We start from the raw sequence: 17646 nt of genomic DNA on the forward strand, positions 1-17646 counted from the left end.
GACACGGACAAGGGTTCGAGGAGCGGTCACAGTGCAGCGCTGGCGTGGCTTGGAGGACATCCCCCAGGACTGGGGGCGCAGCGTCGTCACCATCGGTTCCTACGACGGCGTCCACCGCGGCCACCAGCTGATCATCAAGCACGCCGTCGACCGCGCCCGCGAACTGGGCGTGCCCGCCGTCGTCGTCACCTTCGACCCGCACCCCAGCGAGGTGGTCCGCCCCGGCAGCCACCCCCCGCTGCTCGCCCCGCACCACCGCCGCGCCGAGCTGATGGCCGAGCTGGGCGTCGACGCGGTCCTCGTCCTGCCGTTCACCACCGAGTTCTCCAAGCTGTCGCCCGCCGACTTCGTGGTGAAGGTGCTGGTGGACAAGTTGCACGCCAAGGCGGTCGTGGAGGGCCCCAACTTCCGCTTCGGCCACAAGGCCGCCGGCAACGTCGAGTTCCTCACCGAGCAGGGCAAGACCTACGACTTCGAGGTGGATGTCGTCGACCTCTATGTCACCGGCGAGGCGGGCGGCGGCGAGCCGTTCTCCTCCACGCTGACCCGCCGCCTGGTCGCCGAGGGCGATGTCGCGGGCGCCCGCGAGATCCTGGGCCGCCCGCACCGTGTGGAGGGTGTCGTCGTCCGCGGCGCCCAGCGCGGCCGGGAACTGGGCTTCCCGACGGCCAACGTCGAGACGCTCCCGCACACCGCCATCCCCGCCGACGGCGTGTACGCGGGCTTCCTGCACGCCCAGGGCGAGGTCATGCCGGCCGCCGTCTCCGTGGGCACCAACCCGCAGTTCGACGGCACCGAGCGCACGGTGGAGGCGTACGCCATCGACCGCGTCGGCCTTGATCTGTACGGGCTGCACGTCGCCGTCGACTTCCTCGCCTATGTGCGCGGCCAGGCGAAGTTCGAGTCGCTGGAGGCCCTGCTGGAGCAGATGGCCGTGGACGTGCAGCGCTGCCGGGAGATCGTGGCGGCGGAGCGGTAGTCCGCCGGCCCGCGGACGGATCCACGACGGATCCACGACGGTTCCGGCGACGGTTCCACGACGCGAAAGGGCGGCCGGTGCGATGCGCACCGGCCGCCCTTTCACTTGCCCTGCCCGCTACTGCTGGGGCGGAGCCTGCGGCGGCTGCTGGCCCTGGCCCGGGTACGGCTGAGGCTGGGCCTGCGGCTGTCCGGGCTGCGGGTAGCCGCCCGGCTGGGGCTGGCCCGGATACGGCTGCGGCTGGCCCTGCTGCGGCGGGTAGGGCTGCTGCGCCGGGGCGTACGGCTGACCGGGCGCCTGCGGGTACGGCTGGCCGGGGGCCTGCGGGTAGGGCTGGCCCGGTGCCTGCGGGTACGGCTGGTCCGGGGCCTGGGGCGGCTGGCCCGCGCCGTACGGCTGTTGGCCCGCGCCGTACGGCTGCTGGCCCGGCACGGCCTGGCCCGGCATCGGCGGGGCGGCCACCGGCGGCGGGTTGCCGTCGCTCGTCCACAGCCCCTGCGACTGCTGGTGCCGGGTGAAGTCCTCGGCGACCATCGCGGCCAGGTTGAAGTACGCCTCGCGGGTCTTCGGCCGCATCATGTCCAGGTCGACCTCGGCGCCGGCGGCCAGGTGCTCGTCGAAGGGCACGACGATGACCCCGCGCGTACGGGTCTCGAAGTGCGCCACGATGTCCTCGACCTTGATCATCTTGCCGGTCTCGCGGACCCCGGAGATCACGGTCAGGGACCGGGAGACCAGGTCGGAGTACCCGTGCGCGGACAGCCAGTCCAGCGTCGTACTGGCACTGCTCGCGCCGTCCACCGAGGGCGTGGAGATGATGATCAGCTGGTCGGCGAGGTCCAGCACCCCGCGCATGGCGCTGTACAGCAGACCGGTGCCCGAGTCGGTCAGGATGACCGGGTACTGCCGGCCGAGGACGTCGATCGCCCGCCGGTAGTCCTCGTCGTTGAACGTGGTCGAGACGGCCGGGTCCACGTCGTTGGCGATGATCTCCAGACCGGAGGGCGCCTGGGAGGTGAACCGCCGGATGTCCATGTACGAGTTCAGGTACGGGATGGCCTGGACGAGGTCACGGATGGTGGCCCCGGTCTCCCGGCGCACCCGGCGCCCGAGCGTGCCCGCGTCCGGGTTGGCGTCGATGGCCAGGATCTTGTCCTGCCGCTCGGTGGCCAGGGTGGAGCCGAGCGCGGTCGTCGTGGTCGTCTTGCCCACACCGCCCTTGAGGCTGATCACCGCGATCCGGTAGCAGGACAGCACCGGCGTGCGGATCAGCTCCAGCTTCCGCTGCCGCTCGGCCTCCTCCTTCTTCCCGCCCAGCTTGAACCGGCCGCCGCCCGCGGCGGGCCGGCCGCTCTTCGCCTTCTGCCTCTTGTTGTTGAGCAGCCGGTCCGAGGACAGCTCCACGGCGGCGGTGTAACCGAGCGGCGCGGCACCGGGGTTGGTCGGCTGCCGCTGGTCGTGCTGCACGGGCTGCGGCCACGCCGCGCCGGAACGCGGATCGACCGGAGCCTGCGGCGCGCCGGACTCCGGGCCTTGCGGCGGCTGGGGGAAGCCGTAACCGCCCGGCTGGGCCGGGGGGTTGGGCGGGCCGGGCTGCGGGAAGCCGTAGCCGCCGGGCGGAGTGGGGCCGTTGGGGTTCGGCGGAGTCGGGCCGCCGGGGGCCGGCTGGGGTGCCGGGGGCTGGGGGAAGCCGTAACCGCCGGGCTGGGCAGGGGAGTTGGGCGCACCTGGCTGCGGGAAGCCGTAGCCGCCGGGCGGGGTGGGACCGTTGGGAACCGGCTGCGGACCGGCGGCCGGCCCGGCGGGCTGGTTCGGTCGGTCAGGGTTGCCGGGCTGGCCTTGGTTCCCGGGCTGACCGGGGGTGTCGGGCTGGTTGGGGTTGTTCGGCTGCTGCCACGCGGCGGGCGCGGGCTGCGGGGCCTGCGGCTGGAACGGCGGCTGCGCACCGGGCGCACCGGCCGGGCCCTGCCCGTCCGCCGGCTGCGGCTGCTGACCCGGCATCGGTCCGGGCTGCTGCGGCCACTGGGCGGCGGGCGCCGGAGCGGCGGGCTGGTACGCGGGCGGCAGCGGAGGCACCCCGTTCTGCGGCGCGGGCGGCGGCGTCCAGCCGGGCTGGGCGCCCTGCGGAGCCGGGGGAGCGGGCGGCGCGGCGGCGTACGGGGCACCGGGGGCGGGCTGGGGGGCACCGGGCTGCGGGTTCGCCGGGGGCGGCGGGAAACCGTAACCCCCGGGCTGGGGCACGCCGGGCTGCTGGGGCGCCGGGTGCGGCGGGAAGCCGTAGCCGCCGGGCTGCGGGGGTGTCGGGGGCTGGGGGAAGCCGTAGCCGCCGGGCTGGGGGGCGGCGGACGACTGGACGTCCGTGGGCTGCTGGGCCGCGTCACTCGAGGCATCGGTGGCCGAGGCATCGGGGCCCGGGGCACCGTCGCTCGCGGCGCCGTCACTCGCGGTGCTGCCGACCGGGGTGCCGTCGCCCGGGGCGCTGTCCTTCGGTGTGCCGTCCTCGGGAGTGCTCTGCTGCTCGGTGGTGTCCTGGGCCGTACCGTCTGCCGGTACGGCGTCCGAGGGCGCCGAGGCGTCGGTCCGCGCGGAGTCGGCGGCGCCCTCTCCGGCGCCCCCCTCCTGGGCGGTCGCCCCGGCGGGCTTGTCGTCCGTGCCCTCCTCCGCCACGGCACCGTCGGCGGCGGACCCCGAGTCCCCCTGACCGGCCTCGCCCTCCTCGGACGGGGAGTCACCCGAGGCACCAGCGTCCGACGACACCCCAGCGTCCGACGTCGTACCGGCATCCGAGGCGACGGAGTCCGACGCAACGCTCTCCGAGCCGGCGGCCCCGGCCACCGCGCCTCCGCCGCTCGTCCGGTCCCCGGAATCCCCGGCACCGGCCCCCTCGGCCGAACCGTCGGCGCCCTCGGCCGGCTTGACCTCGGCCGCCACGCGCTCGGCGAACTCGGCCATCTCGCGCTTGAGGGCGGCTGCGGAGAACCGCATGGTCGCCCCGCTCTCCAGGTCCCCGTTGTCCGTCTCCGGCCCGACCGAGGCGGGAGCGGCCGACGCCTCCTGCCCGGCCGACTGCGGCTGCTGCGGCTGCTGCGGTTCGAAGCCCTCGGGCAGCCGCGGCATCGGAACCGGGCTGCCGGCCGGCGGCGCGGGCTGCGCGGGCGGGGCGTACGACGCGCCCTCGGGGGCGTACGGCGCACCCTCAGGAGCGTAAGGCGCCCCCTGCGGAGGCGTGCCCGAAGGCCCCTGCGCGGGAGCGGGCGGCGGATACGCGGTCCCCTGCGGCGGGGTGAACGGAGCGCCCTGCGGCGGAGCGAACGGAGTGCCCTGCGCGGGCGTGCCCGTCGGCTGGGCGGCCGGCGGCGTGGCACCAGGAGCAGGAGCAGGAGCCGGGGCCGGCGGGCTCGCCGGGAACGACGGCACCGCGGAGCCGGCCGGAGCGCCCGGATCCGCGGAACCGGTGAACCCGCTCGCGCCTCCCGACGTACCGGAGGCGTTCTGCGTGTACCAGGCGGGGGGAGCGTAGTCGATGGTGAACTCGCCGGTGGTCTCGACGGCCTCCGCGTCGGGCTGGTCATCGCCGGGTGTGTCCCAGCCCCCGCGCATCCCGTCCCGATCGCTGCTCACAATTCCTCCTGGTGTGGTCGAGCACCCTCATGCCGTGCCGGGGCGACCATGTCGTGTCGTACCGAGTCGTCCGTAGTCGTTCGGGGCGGTCCGACTCACCGGACCTCCCCCGGGACACCGACGCCCGGCCCACGGGTCCTGCCATCGCGCCCACTCCCAGCCTAATCACCGGACGCCGCACCTCGGCAGGCCCGCCCGCCTCTCGGCGCCCGCCCGGTGGGCCGGTGCCCGCCCGAGGACGCCTCAACCGTCCCACCGGTCCACCAGGCCACCCGAACAAAAGGGACGGGAAAGGGCAGTTCAGTCCATCCGGCGCGGTGTGCCCAACAATCCGATCTCGGCGTCCGTGGGTTGCGTCAGCACGTACTGCCGGTCACGGTCGGTGCACCACAGGGTGACCCCGTCGGGCAGCGCGGGCAGCGACTCCACCTCGGTCCTCGACAGCCCCATCGTGCGCCCGAGTTCGGCCGCCTCGTCCGGCGAGACCCGCTGGATGCCGGCGAGCCGTGCCTGCCGCAGCAGCCGGGGCGCGACCGGGCTGAGATACGGCAGCAGCGTCAGCACCGACTGCCAGGGACCGGAGACCACCCGGCCGCGCGGGGGCCGCATACCGCAGTCCCGCACCACCAGCACCGGCGTACCGGCGGAGGCGCCCTGCGGCGGCACCCGCCCGACGTCGTACACGGACAGGCCGTTCTGTCCGCCGCCCATCGCGTGCACCATCTGCATCCAGGCCTGCGGCCGGCCGGTCTCCACGGCGACCCGGGCGCCGGTGGCGGCCGAGCGCAGCGCCAGTACCTGCGCGGTCCACAGGCCGCCGATCAGAACGACGTCGTAGGGCGTGGGCCGGTTGATGCCCAGTACGGCCGGCTGTCCCTCGGCGTCGACACCGGCCACCACCCCGTCGTCCCCGATGGGCAGGGCGAGCGCGTCCAGTTGCTGCGCGGGCAGCCCGTGCCGGCCGTGCCGGGGCCCGATCAGGCCCAGGCCGTGCCGCAGCCGGTCCACCGTCCGCCGCAGCCCGGACGGCTCCTGGGCTCCCGGCGCCGCCTGGCCCGCCGGGGCGGTCGTCGGAATCGTCGTCACCGCGCACCTCCGAGGGGCAGAGTGGCCAGCATGCCGGGCAGCTGCTCGCGGTCGAGCCGGGCCAGCCCCGCACCGGACTGCCGGGCGGCGGTCTCCAGGGCGCGCCGCGCCGCCACGAGTTCGTCGTCACTGCGCCCGGTCACCCGCAGGTGCCCGCACAGCGACACCTCCTGCCGCTCCCCGGGCGCGAGCGTCAGACTGAAGGTGGTCGCCAGGGCCGGTATCGCCGTGACCCGGGCGACGAACTGGGGGAGGGACTCGGCCCGGCCGCCGCCCAGCGGGGGCCAGCGCCGCACCCAGTAGGTGGTGTGCCGCCGGTTGTCACAGCGCCAGCTGCGCCCCGACTCCTCCGTGCGGCGCTCCCGGGTCTCGCTGCGCCCCGCCTCCGCGGTGACCAGCGGATTGGCGCAGGCCGAGGTGGCGAGGGCGGCGACCAGCTCCTCCTCGTCCAGCACCCGGGCGCGGAACCCGGCGCCGGTGAGCCGGCTCGCCAGGTGGTCCGCGGCCCGTACGACGCACTTCTGCGCGCCCTCCAGCCCGCCGCCGCGCGCGGCCACGGCCTCCGCGCACAGCTCGGGATCCAGCTTCAGCGCGATCCAGGTGATGCGCACGGCCGGGGCGCCGGTCTGCTCCTGCAACGGGACGTAGTTGGCGACGGCCACCGACTGCTGGGGCAGGTGCAGCGCGGGCGCCGGCTGCGTGTGCAGCACGATCTGCGCGGACTCCAGACGGATGCCGTCCACCTCCAGCGCGCCCCGCACCAGGCCCAGCGGCAGCGGCTGGCGGCTCCGCTCGGCGCGCAGCGCGGTCGCGTCGGCCTCCACCTGCAGCACGGCCGTGACGAACGTGCCGTCCCCGACGATGCCGACCGGCCGCCGGTCGCGCGCGCCGTACGAGTACGTGCGCAGGGCCGGCTCGCACTCCACGGCCGGGACCAGTCCGGGCTCGGTGCCCGGCGGTATCGGGGTGTTCGCGGCCCGCTTCTGCCGCGCCCGCAGCTCCCGCGCGGTGGCGAGCCACTCCGGCAGGGACCGGCCCCGCCGCCGTACGAACGCCAGCAGGAGCAGCACCAGCGCGACCACCGCCGCCGGCACCAGGGCCGCCATGCCGACGGCCCAGCCGACGAGCAGCACGGCCGCCGCCAGCTCCACCAGCACAAGCCGTTGCAAACGGAACGACCCGGCCTGGCCCGGCCGTTGCCGGAGCCCGGGCGTGACCTGCTGGCGGTCCGCGCCGCGCCGGGCGGACGCGGCGCGCGGCGCGGACCCGGACCCGGCCGCACGACCTCGTGCCGCCGACCGGCCGCGCGCTCGCGTCCGCGTTCCGGAAGCCATCACTGCATCCCCCCGATTTGCTCACAACTCGCTGGAACCAGGCCACTGAACAAGGCCCTTGAGGGCCCAGGTACCCTACCCGCTCCACGAGACCCGCTCCGTACCAGGCATAGTAGGGGCCGGGTCCGACAACGGAGGGCGGGGGAGCGTGGTCCCCGGGCGCGCTCCGGGCGAGTCACGGGGAGAAACAGGCACAGATGGCATCTCGGCGGGACCAACTCAACGCCTACACCTTCGCGAAGCGCCGCATGCTCGCGTCGTTCGTGCAGTCGTCACCGGATGCCTCCGACGAAGGAGCGCCCCGGCCGCTGCGCGCCATCCTGCCCGGCGCGATCGTCGGCGTGGTCGTGCTCGCGGCCTTCGGTGCCTGGGGGATGTTCAAACCGACGGCCCCGCAGGGCTGGGACACCCCCGGACAGAAGGTGATCATCGCCAGCAAGTCCACCACCCGGTACGTCGTCCTGAAGACCAAGGACAAGGTCCAGCTCCACCCGGTCCTCAACATGGCGTCGGCCAAGCTCGTCCTCGACACCCAGAGCGACGTCGACGTGGTCACCGTCGACGAGTCGGTCCTCGACAACGGCAAGATCCCGCACGGCGTCACCATCGGCATCCCCTACGCCCCCGACCGGCTGCCCTCCGGCAAGGAGGCCGGCGCGGCCAAGGAGTGGGCCGTGTGCGAGCGCCCGAGCGGCAGCGGCGGCTCCGTCCAGAAGGCCGCGTTCGTCCTGGCCGAACGGGACCGGGACAAGCTCCGGGGCGGCCGGCAGAAGCTGCGCGGCGGCGAACTCCTCTACGTCGCCACGCCGGACCAGAAGCAGTACGTGATCGACGCGCACGGCCGGGCCTACCCCGTGGACGCCGGCGACAGCCTCCTGCTCCAGACCATCGTGGGCGCCGACCGCACCCCGCAGCGGGTGACCAAGGAGTGGATCGACACCCTGCACCCGGGCGACCCGATCAGCTTCCCGTCGGTCACGGGGGCACCCGGCGCCGCCGCGAACGCCCCCGGCCAGCTGGACGCCCGGGCCAACCGCGTCGGCATGGTGCTGCGGGCGCCCGTCAACGGCCAGGAGCAGTACTTCGTCGTCCTGCCCGGCCGGGTCGCGCCCGTCTCCGACTTCGTCGCCCAGCTGCTGCTGGCCAGCACCGACCTGGTGAAGCTCGGCCAGGCCGGGCACGCCCAGGAGGTCAGCGCGGGCGCCATCACCCGGGGCGAGCCGTTCGCCGCCGAGCACACCTGGCCCACCGAGAAGCCCAGCGCCGTCAACAACCCGGCGACGGCCGACGGCAGCCGCAACACCGTCTGCACCATCCTCAACCACGTCGACCCCGACACCGGCGCCACCACCCTGAGCACCTGGGCCGGCACCGACTTCCCCGCGGTGCTGCCCACCGGCTCCTCCAGCGCCTACGTCACCGCCGGCTCCGGCCAGCTCTACCGCCAGTTCCAGGGCCGGGAGACCAAGGCCGGCCCGGTCTTCCTGGTCACCGACACCGGCCTGCGCTACGCGCTCCAGTCCAACGACGACAGCGCCGGCGTGGACAAGGGCATCGGCGTCAGCGACAAGCAGCGCAAGCAGCTCCAGCAGGAGGCCAAGCTCGCGCAGACCCGCCTCGGCTACGCCGACGTGAACCCCGCGCCCATCCCCGCGCCCTGGTCCAAGTTCCTGCCGACCGGCCCCCGCCTGTCGACCGCGGCCGCCCGCCAGCCGCAGGGCTCCTGAGGGGTACGCCGATGACGTCCACGTCCCGCACCCGTACGACTCTCGTGGCGGCGACCGCAGCGGTGACCGCCACCCTGCTGACGGCACCCGCGGCCACGGCGGACTCCGCCTCCGACCAGTGCACGTTCGACAAGACCAACCACAAGTACGCCGGCACGCCCTGGGCCCTGCAACGCGTCAACCTGGACGAGCTGTGGACCCAGTCCAAGGGCAAGAACGTCAGGGTCGCTGTCATCGACACCGGCGTGGACACGGCCAACCCCCAGCTCGCGCACGCCGTCGACGCCTCCCGGGGCGCCAACTTCCTGCCCACCAAGGACAAGAAGGGCCAGCCCCTCGACCGCGGCAACAACAAGGGCACGACCGACACCGTCGGGCACGGCACACGGGTGGCGGGCATCATCGCGGCCCGCCCCATGAAGGGCACCGGTTTCGTCGGCCTCGCCCCCGAGGCCACCATCATCCCGATCAAGCAGAACGACGCGGACGGCAACGGCACGGCCACCACCCTCGCCCAGGCGATCCGGCACGCGATCCGGGTCAAGGCCGACGTCATCAACATCTCCCAGGACACCGCCAACGCCGCCTCCCCGGACCCCGACCTCCAGCGCTCGGTGAACGAGGCCCTGGCGGCCGGCATCGTCGTGGTCGCCTCGGCGGGCAACGACGGCCTGGGCGGCAACCGGAAGAAGACGTACCCGGCGTCGTACCCGGGAGTCCTCGCGGTGGCGGCCTCGGACCGCAACAACGAACGCGCGGCCTTCTCCCAGTCCGGCGACTTCGTCGGCGTGGCGGCCCCGGGCGTCGACATGATCTCCACCGTCCCGAAGGGCGGCCACTGCCCGGACAACGGTACGAGTTTCTCCGCGCCCTACGTGGCCGGCGTGGCCGCGCTGATCAAGGCCAAGCACCAGAACTGGACGCCCCGGCAGATCGTGGCCCAGATCGAGCAGACCGCCGAACGCTCCATCGCCGGCCACGACCCCCTGGTCGGCTGGGGCGTGGTGGACCCGGTCCGCGCCCTCACCGAGGACGACCACCCGATAGAGACCCCGCACCCCGACGCGGGCCTCACCCACGCGGAGGCACCCACCCCCGCCAAGCTCACCCTCGGCGAGACCCCACGCGAACGCACGGCCCGCATCGCGACCTACGTCGCCGTGGCCGTGGCGGTCCTGGTGGCGGCCCTGAGCGGCGGAGCGGTGGCGGTACGCGACGCCCGCCGCCGGCGCCGCGCCCTCCGGGAAGGCGCCTGATGGACACGCTGGACAAGATGAACGTGCTGAGCCTCGTCCTGTCCGCCGTGCTCGTGGCCATGGCCTGCGTGAAGTCGGACCGGGTGCGCTCCTGGCGCGCGAACATCAACCCGTCGGCACCCGACCTGCCCGACTCCGCCTTCGTCGCCGCCCGAATCCTCTTCCTGACCCTGGCGGGCATTGGCGTCTACACGGCCGTCCAGGGCTTCGGCGTCTCCGACGACGCCTCCTGGAGCGACGGCGAACTCACCAGCGCGGTCCAGCAGACGACCGACGACCTGAACGGCTACACCTTCCAGGCCGACGACTCGGGCACCCCGCTCGCGTTCCCCGGCTACGCGTCCCTGATCGAGGACAAGGTCCTCGAGCACGGCGGCGGCGACGCCCCCGGCTACGGGGTGACGGTGGACCCGGCCGAGACCAACACGCCCGCGAAGGCATCCTTCACCATCACCGCCGACGGCACGGACACCGCCTTCTGCACCCACCTCACCCGCACCCGCTCCAAGAAGGACGACTACACCCCACCGGGCATCACAGGCGGCGAAGGCACCCTGACCTACCAGGGCTACCGCCTCACCACGTCCCTGGAAAAGGGCGAGTGCTGACGAAGACCGCGCCCACATCCCACCCAAAAGAGCGAACCAACAACGACCCGGACCAGACAGGACCACCGACGTTACGCACAGCCCGCGACCGCGACGGCCGACCGGGCCGGAGGCATGTTCACCCCGCCACCTTGGCCGGCGCATCACACTTCGCCTGCTGGTGCGCGAACACCGCGGCGTTGCGCGCGAGTGAGACCAACCCTTCACGTGCCTCGGCATCGCCGGCACCACTGCGCTGCTTGAGCTCCACGACGACGCTCAGATGCTCACGGGGGCCTTTGGCACGGCACGGGACGTAAATGGCGGCGATCCTCCCCGAAGCGACCGCCTTGTCACCGGCCTGGAACGACGTCACGTCCGAGGACACCGAGGCATTCGCGACCACGTCCTGCACCCATTCATCGGCCTTGTCGTAGCGCACCATCTCGGCAGTCGCCACGAGGAGCATCTTCCCGTCACCGTTGACGAAGCAGGACGTCTCGTACGTGCGGTCGGTGTCGTCGGTGCGACGGTGCATGAACTGGTCGTCGAAGGAGTACGAGGACTTGTCGGGCAGAACCTTCCGCAACGCGTCAGTCGACCCGGTGAGGTTCCCAGAGTCTTACAGACAGCCGAGGCCCTAATCTCGCCGCCTCCTCTTCGAATGGGGCAGCGCCGTATGCGTAGGTGAGCCCGAAACCAAGCCCCACACCACTTATGGCGCTGCCGGCGAGTGAAAGCAATGATCGGTCAACCATTGCAGTCACGGTCCTCTTGCGGGAGTGGTAAACGAGTACTTATGAGCACTCGCGGGACCGCTTCACTGCGTCGGTGAAGGCGGCCGACAAATTCTTCATGGCAGCGGTGTCGCCGAGATCCGAGTCATTGACCTGGATCGAGGTGTACAACAGATGTCGGGCGTGGACCGGGTTCTTACATCCTTTGACCAGCTTGACGGCACCTGTGCTGGCATAGAAGAAGTCATCGTCAGTCGACTGTGCCGATTTTTCGGTCTCCGGGTTGGCTGTGACGACAGTCGAGACATCGACGTCATCCTCCCACCACTGGAGGTCCGCCATCACCGCCCATGTGCCATCCACATCCACCCGGCACATTTTCCTGGAGGGTACTGGACGCGATTCCCCGACCTTGACCGTGTTACCCGCCGGAAGGAACGGAGAAAGTAGGCCCGGGTTCACCGGCACACCACACAGGGCCTTGGGCACGGCGTATTCCTTCTTCGGTGCCGGCTCCGAGCACGCGGCCACCAAGCCGAGCACTGTAATGACCGTCGCGCCCGCCATGACTCCAGTACGCTTACACCCGACCTTCTTCGGCCGACTCGATGTCGGCATTAGATGTCCGTGATGAGCTCGGGGCCAACTTGCTGCATGTAATTTCCACCTTCCAAGAACCCCTTGGAGGAGGAATCCTCCGCCCAGGAAGCGACGTCATCAGTGTTGGCGATATGGTAGGCGGTGGCTGTGTCGAAAGCGGCCTTCCTGGTGTACTTCATGTTGTTCGCGTTGCCGAACTGCCAGTTCTCCCCCATCTTGGGGCCAGCATTTTCCTTGGCGTCGCCCTCGGCGTCCTTGAAGAGCTCCTCAAGCATCATGCTGGTTCCGGTTCCAGCGGCGCCGCCGACTCCAGCGCCCACTGCCGGAGACGCAATGAAGGAAGTTCCCACGCCGACGCCGGTACCGACCGTCCCAGAGATGAAATTCTTCCACTGGGCAACCGAGTGGTCGAAGTCTTTGTCCTTGGCTTCGGCAGGGCCTGCGACCGCTTCGTTCCGACCCATGGCCAAGGTCCCGGAAACTTGGCCGGAGTGCCGCCCGATGTCCCGCACTGTGAGTTCCAGGTCATGGTGCGGACGTTCACTTTCGGGTAGGTCGGGATTCAGGTGGTATTCCATCAGCTTGCCCATGTAATTCTTCTGGCCTACTTCCACGGCCGCGTATCCCTTCGGGTCCTGGCCGACGGCGAAGAGGAAGCGCGTCACTTCGCGACGGTCGAGTTCGGCCTCCGAGCCTTGGACCGGGTACAGCTTTTGAATTCGGTCCCAAGCGGCCCGATCGTCCGCGTCACCCTTCTCGGGATGCTGATCCACATCGGTCATCGCGCGGTCGATGTCCGGAAGGTATTCGGAGGCGATCTGGCCGATACTGTCCGACATGTAACCGTGATCGGTGAGGCGTCCATTGTCGTCCGAGACCGAAGACACGATGCTCTCGAACAGTTTGGCCTGTCCCGGAGTATGCGCCGGAGTGTCGGCGGTGGGTAGCTCACCCGCAGGATGTCCTGTGGCGGCCGCTTCCAGGGCCGAGGCCAGATTGTTGCGGCCGTCCGTGCTCTCGCCACGGCTCAGGTCGCTGTTGCTCTCATGCGGCCAGTGACGGTCCTCGAAGAGGTACTTGAAGTTGGAGACGGCGGTCTTGTGGTCCCCGTCCTTCGGGATGAAGTCGTCGTTGAAGAAGTCGGTCGCGGCGTCAGGGTTGTTCGAGAGGCCCTTGAGGTAGCCCGACAAGGGGTCGAAGCCGGAGTCACCCTTCATATGGTTGAGATAGGGACTGAATCCCATCCGCTGCCAGGCCGTGGTCTTTCCGTCATGCGTGAACTTCCGCTCTGTCTCCATGAGGCTCTTGCCGTACTGCTTCATGAAGTCGTCGTCGTAATCACCGACGCGCATGAGGTTGCTCATGACCTGGAACCCGAGCAGGCCGCCGCGCTTGCCACCGACCTCCTGGTCGCCGATGTCGACCATGCGCCGCTTCCACTCGGTCATGTCGGCCGTGTCGCTCTGGCTCGCCGTGGCGAGCGTGAGGCCGAGGTTCTTCTGGAGCTCTCCCAACTGGTCGCGACGGTCGTGGCCGATGTCCCAGGCGACCTGGGGGTCACTGACGTTGGCCCAGAAGGACAACGTCTTGTCCGGCCCGAGGTCCTTCGCGAACCGCTCCGAGAACAGCGGGTCATCGTGGTACTTCTTGAGTCCCGCGTTGAGCCGGTCGAAGTCCTTCACCGACAGGTCGTCGATGTTCTTCTTGGCCAGCTTCGCCAACTCGTCGGCTTCCTTGACGGCCGCTGCCGCGCTGTCCCGGTCCTTGTAACTGGCGTCCGAGAACCCCATCCGGGCCTGGTCGACGATCGCCATGAGAACGTCCTTGGCAGAGTTGTCGCTCTCCGTGGCCTTGCTGAGGATGCCCTGGATCTCGTCGCGGAGGTCGTCGACGTCCTTCTGGTTGGTCGCGCTCTTGTTGCCGCTCGGGTCCGAGCTCCAGTCGGGCCGCGTGTTGCCCATGACCGTGAACTTGCCGCCGCCCGCGTCGACGACGGTCAGGTTCTTCTTCTGGCCACGCGAGACGGCGTCCGTCAGCTGCTGGTGGAACGTCTTCAGCTCGTCCCGGGTGTCGAGCAGGATCTTGTGGATGGTGGTGGCCTGCGTGTGGGCGTCGCCGAACTCACCGGCCGTCTTCCCGATGAACTGCTTCGAGACCTGGGCGTTCACACCGGCCCAGTCGGCCGCGTTGGCGGCCTTGTGCAGATCATCTTCGGCGTCCTTCTTCAGGTCCGCCAGGTGCTTCACCAGTGTCGACCAGTCGCTGACGGCGTCGTCGAGGAGCTTGAAGTTGGCGTGGTAGAGAGCGTTGAAGTCCATTGGTGCTCGTCCCAGGGATAGCGTGTCGGCGGTGTGATCGTCTGCGTCGTCAACAACCCGACGCCGCTACTCCTTCTTCTTGCCCTTGTCCTTGCCGTCGTCCCCGTAGTCGTTCTTCTCGCCCGGCGCCCCCACCCGTTCGTCGAACCCGTCGTCCAGGGCGTCGATGCTGCTCATCTGCCGCTGGATGTAGTGCTCGTCGTTCGCGTGCACGGCCTTGGTGGTCTGCATGTGGTTGGAGATCTGGGCGCAGGCGTCCATCAGGGACTTCAACTGCTCTTCCCAGCGGTTCGACACGTGCTGGAGGCCGGCGCCGAGGGCGAAGCCCTGCTTGGTGAGGTCGCCGGCCGCGGAGTCGCTGCTCGGGGTCGCCACACGGGCCTTGTCCCACAACTGGTCGTACAGGTGGTGGGCGGCGCTGCCGATCTTCTCCAGGTCCTTGTGACCGACCTTGAGGTCACCGGTCTTGCTGGGGATGACATAGGGGCCGTACGTACCACCGCCCCCGTCGACATGGTTGAGCTGCATATGTGCCGACTGCCCCTGGGCAGCCTGCGCCTTGAGCTGCTCCCATTCGTCCCATGCCATGGAAGGGCCCCTTCCCCCGCGGTTAGTCCGGTGCCGGCACAACCTAGCAACCAACGCCATGGAAAATTTGCGCCATGTCCGCTATGTGCGACCTGTCGGACGTGAAAATTCGGCGGAGGGTACAGCTCAGGGGCGTGGTTCCGGGATTGCGACGCCCCGGTCCAGGCCACTCGGACAGCTTCGGCCGCCGTGCGCGTGTGAAGCTTCTGCGTAGAAAACGAAACCCTTCTGTCGTTATTGACCGCCTTGTCGGAATCCGGTGGCTCATGAGTCGGTCACTTCGGGACAGCTTCGCAACTGAACCGTCGCATAGTTCAGTTGGCCGCCATTTCGGCAGTGACTACAGTGGTCCGCGACGGACCGGTGGTGCGGCCGGGTGCCGGCCCGGTCCGTCCAGCTCTACCAACGGGGAAACGGGGAAGGGGTCGCGGTGGGCGACGGTGGCGGCTCGGGCATGAGGCGCGGCATCGATGCGCTGCAGGAGTTCAAGAACAAGCTCGACGGCGCGCTGAAGGACTTCGAGGGCGGGCAAGGTGGTCCGTCCCAGATCGCGCAGCAGACGCTCAGCCGGTCGTCGTTCGGAGGCACGAATGCCCCGTTCGACGAGGCGACCGATCTGCACACGGCCTACGAGACCGTGCACTCACGCCTCACTCACCTTTCGAAGACCCTGGGAATGCACATCGAGGCCCTGAAGCTGGCCTCGCACTCGGCGGATGCCACCTATGACGGGACCGAGGCCGAGGTCCACCGTCGGTTCTGGAAGATCCGTACGGAACTCGACGCGCAGTACCAGGACGAGGTGCAGAAGGCCGCCGGCAAGCAGAGGGCGGAAGGCAAGTCGACGGGGAAGACGGACCTCACGTGAGCGACGACTGGAAGAAGCAACCGGAGTACAAGTCCGCTGCGCAGCAGGTCGACAAGGAGGTCGGCCAGCAGGTCAGGCCCATCACGACCGCGCAGAACATGCTGGCGAACATGCCGTTCTTCGGCGGTGTCCGGGTCAACCTCGTCGGATCGACGAACTTCGAGGGTCACAAGCTCAACGAGATGATCGACCTGGTCGAGCATGCCAATCCGGAGCACCTCGAGCTGACCAGCAAGTCCCTGTTCGACGCCGGCAAGGACATCCGCAAGGCCGCGTCGGACCTGGAGCAGCACCTCAGGGTCGACTGGGAGGGCGAGGGTGCCGAGGCCTTCCACAAGTACACGCAGCAGCTCATCCACTACACCAACAGCCTCGCGGGATACGCCGAAGCGGCCGGCACCCACCTCTCCGTAGCGGCCACGGGGCTCGCCTCCGCCCGCAGCTCCATGCCGCCCAGGGACACCCGCCCGGCGGCCGAGCAGAAGCTGCCCACAGAGCTGCCCAAGGCCAAGCAGGTCGACAGCAACCCGGACTACGTGGCCGCGCTGAAGGTCGAGAAGAACCGGCAAGAGGCCATCAACCAGATGAACCGGCTGGCCTCGTACTACAAGGTCGCGGCGATAGACCTCAGCAAGGAGAAGGAGCCGGAGCCGATCCAGCCCATTCCGGGCCTTGGAGTGCCCAGGCCTTTTACTGACGAAGGTAGGGAAGGGTACGGCTCTGGCCCGACGTCGTCCGCGTCGACACCCAGGACTGCAATCCGGGGCGATGGCGGTGAAGGTTACGTTGATACGGCCACGTCGAACGGGACAACCGCCCACGGCCACGTGAGCGTTCCGCCGCTCAAGGAAGTCCACGAGCCCGGCGCGCCCTCCGGCCACGATGTCGGCACGGAGATCAACACCACGACCACCCTGCCCCCGCAGGTACCCACCGCTCCGTCACCCACCTCCCCGACGCCCACTCTGCCGACGACCAGCGGCGGCGGGCCGATGCCGCCACTGCCCACCGGGCCGATGGCGCCTCCGGTCACGCCGACCGGTCGTACCCCCGGCTACGGGCCCGGCGGACGGCCCCCGGTGACCGCGCAGGGACGTACGGGCCCTGCGGGTACCGGAACCGGCCGAGTGCCGCAGGGGCCGGCGGGCCAGTCAGGGCGTACCGTCTCCACCGGTCGTGTTCCGCAGGGACCGGTGGGTCAGGCAGGACGTTCCGTACCGGGCAGCCGGGTGCCGCAGGGTCCGACGGGCCAGGCCGCTCGTGCGATGGGACGCGCGACTCCCGCGGGTCAGCCGGGTGCCCGGGGGCCCGTTCAGTCCGGGCGCACCCCGGTAGGCCGCCCCGTCACCGGCGGTACACCGAGGACGACCGGCACCCCTGGGACGCGTCCGGGAGCGACCGGTCCCACGGGCCCGGCGCGCAACGGTGTCGTGGGCGGCAAGCCCGTCACGGGCCGTACGTCCGGATCCACGGCCAATCCCCGTGTCCCGCGCGGTATGGTCGTCGGCGCCGAGGAACCGGCCTCCACCACACCGGCGAAGGGCGCCTTCGGCCAGCGTGGAGTCGTGGGCGGCCCTGCGGCCAAGCCGGAACCCGGTGCGGGTCAAGCGGTGCTGCGGTCGGCGAGCAATCCCGAGGGTGTCATCGGCGCGGCGCGCAACACCACCGGTTCTCAGCTCAAGGGCTCCGAGCCCGGCGCCACGGGGCTGGGCCGCGGTGCGGTGGGCGGTCGACAGGCTCCGGCCGGTGAGAACGGCCGCGTCGGCGGAGCCGCCTCGACGGACCAGCACCGCTCGTCGCAGCAGCGGCGCGATGCGCCTCGGCAGAGCGACTGAACAGCGAGCGAGGACGTACACAGGCATGAAGCCAGGGACCAGCCGAAGCGGCCCGAGGAGGGCCATCCTGACAAGGCCCAACGCGCGGCGTCTGTCCGCCGTGTGTTCGG

At 70.7% G+C, this 17646-nt stretch carries 13 protein-coding genes; 6 read left to right on the top strand and 7 right to left on the bottom strand.

Annotation, left to right across the window (positions count from 1 at the left end):
• Nucleotides 1–31 precede the first annotated feature (31 nt).
• The gene (locus tag IE251_RS30810; RefSeq protein WP_189756254.1) at nt 32–979 is read left to right on the top strand and encodes a bifunctional riboflavin kinase/FAD synthetase; all 948 of its coding nucleotides are present in this window, start codon (nt 32–34) and stop codon (nt 977–979) included.
• A gap of 117 nt (nt 980–1096) precedes the next feature.
• Here IE251_RS30810 and IE251_RS30815 read toward each other — a convergent pair whose 3' ends face one another.
• From IE251_RS30815 to eccE, 3 genes are all read right to left on the bottom strand, one after another.
• Nucleotides 1097–4600 carry an SCO5717 family growth-regulating ATPase gene (locus IE251_RS30815; protein WP_229897010.1) on the bottom strand — a complete coding sequence of 1168 codons (3504 nt, stop codon included), beginning with the start codon at nt 4598–4600 and terminating at the stop codon, nt 1097–1099.
• 300 nt (nt 4601–4900) lie between these two features.
• The gene (locus IE251_RS30820) at nt 4901–5686 is read right to left on the bottom strand and encodes a hypothetical protein (protein WP_189756255.1); all 786 of its coding nucleotides are present in this window, start codon (nt 5684–5686) and stop codon (nt 4901–4903) included.
• Nucleotides 5683–7020 carry a type VII secretion protein EccE gene (gene eccE, locus IE251_RS30825; protein WP_189756256.1) on the bottom strand — a complete coding sequence of 446 codons (1338 nt, stop codon included), beginning with the start codon at nt 7018–7020 and terminating at the stop codon, nt 5683–5685. The genes IE251_RS30820 and eccE overlap by 4 nt, the downstream gene beginning before the upstream one ends.
• Nucleotides 7021–7217: 197 nt before the next feature.
• Between eccE and eccB the strand changes: the two genes are divergently transcribed.
• Genes eccB through IE251_RS30840 form a run of 3 tightly spaced genes read left to right on the top strand, consistent with a single transcriptional unit; the run spans nt 7218 to nt 10611 of the window.
• Complete coding sequence (eccB, locus tag IE251_RS30830; RefSeq protein ID WP_189756257.1) at nt 7218–8747, top strand: type VII secretion protein EccB; 1530 nt, start codon at nt 7218–7220, stop codon at nt 8745–8747.
• An 11-nt stretch (nt 8748–8758) separates the two neighbouring features.
• Complete coding sequence (gene mycP, locus IE251_RS30835) at nt 8759–10003, top strand: type VII secretion-associated serine protease mycosin (protein WP_189756258.1); 1245 nt, start codon at nt 8759–8761, stop codon at nt 10001–10003.
• A complete protein-coding gene (locus IE251_RS30840; protein ID WP_189756259.1) occupies nt 10003–10611 on the top strand; it encodes a hypothetical protein in 609 nt (202 codons plus the stop codon). The genes mycP and IE251_RS30840 overlap by 1 nt, the downstream gene beginning before the upstream one ends.
• 118 nt (nt 10612–10729) lie before the next feature.
• Here IE251_RS30840 and IE251_RS30845 read toward each other — a convergent pair whose 3' ends face one another.
• The 4 genes from IE251_RS30845 to IE251_RS30860 all read right to left on the bottom strand — a co-directional run bounded on the left by IE251_RS30845 (nt 10730) and on the right by IE251_RS30860 (nt 14833).
• A complete protein-coding gene (locus IE251_RS30845) occupies nt 10730–11179 on the bottom strand; it encodes a hypothetical protein (protein ID WP_189756260.1) in 450 nt (149 codons plus the stop codon).
• A 208-nt stretch (nt 11180–11387) separates the two neighbouring features.
• Complete coding sequence (locus IE251_RS30850; protein WP_189756261.1) at nt 11388–11894, bottom strand: hypothetical protein; 507 nt, start codon at nt 11892–11894, stop codon at nt 11388–11390.
• 50 nt (nt 11895–11944) lie between these two features.
• Nucleotides 11945–14245, bottom strand: a complete 2301-nt coding sequence (locus IE251_RS30855) for a DUF6571 family protein (protein WP_189756262.1) — start codon at nt 14243–14245, stop codon at nt 11945–11947.
• 66 nt (nt 14246–14311) lie between these two features.
• Complete coding sequence (locus IE251_RS30860; protein WP_189756263.1) at nt 14312–14833, bottom strand: hypothetical protein; 522 nt, start codon at nt 14831–14833, stop codon at nt 14312–14314.
• A 430-nt stretch (nt 14834–15263) separates the two neighbouring features.
• On the opposite strand from IE251_RS30860, the gene IE251_RS30865 reads away from it, so the two are divergent.
• Nucleotides 15264–15701, top strand: a complete 438-nt coding sequence (locus IE251_RS30865; RefSeq protein ID WP_189756264.1) for a DUF2563 family protein — start codon at nt 15264–15266, stop codon at nt 15699–15701.
• The gene (locus IE251_RS30870) at nt 15698–17536 is read left to right on the top strand and encodes a hypothetical protein (protein ID WP_189756265.1); all 1839 of its coding nucleotides are present in this window, start codon (nt 15698–15700) and stop codon (nt 17534–17536) included. Before IE251_RS30865 ends, IE251_RS30870 begins: the two co-directional genes overlap by 4 nt.
• Nucleotides 17537–17646: the final 110 nt, after the last annotated feature.

The organism is Streptomyces eurythermus, from assembly GCF_014649115.1.
In the GTDB taxonomy this organism is placed as follows: domain Bacteria; phylum Actinomycetota; class Actinomycetes; order Streptomycetales; family Streptomycetaceae; genus Streptomyces; species Streptomyces eurythermus.

What these genes read in the sequence shown, in the direction of transcription:
- mycP (WP_189756258.1), top strand. Translation starts at nt 8,759, where the DNA reads ATGACGTCCACGTCCCGCACCCGTACGACTCTCGTGGCGGCGACCGCA.
- IE251_RS30850 (WP_189756261.1), bottom strand. Translation starts at nt 11,894, where the DNA reads ATGGCGGGCGCGACGGTCATTACAGTGCTCGGCTTGGTGGCCGCGTGC.
- IE251_RS30840 (WP_189756259.1), top strand. Translation starts at nt 10,003, where the DNA reads ATGGACACGCTGGACAAGATGAACGTGCTGAGCCTCGTCCTGTCCGCC.
- IE251_RS30860 (WP_189756263.1), bottom strand. Translation starts at nt 14,833, where the DNA reads ATGGCATGGGACGAATGGGAGCAGCTCAAGGCGCAGGCTGCCCAGGGG.
- eccE (WP_189756256.1), bottom strand. Translation starts at nt 7,020, where the DNA reads ATGGCTTCCGGAACGCGGACGCGAGCGCGCGGCCGGTCGGCGGCACGA.
- eccB (WP_189756257.1), top strand. Translation starts at nt 7,218, where the DNA reads ATGGCATCTCGGCGGGACCAACTCAACGCCTACACCTTCGCGAAGCGC.
- IE251_RS30855 (WP_189756262.1), bottom strand. Translation starts at nt 14,245, where the DNA reads ATGGACTTCAACGCTCTCTACCACGCCAACTTCAAGCTCCTCGACGAC.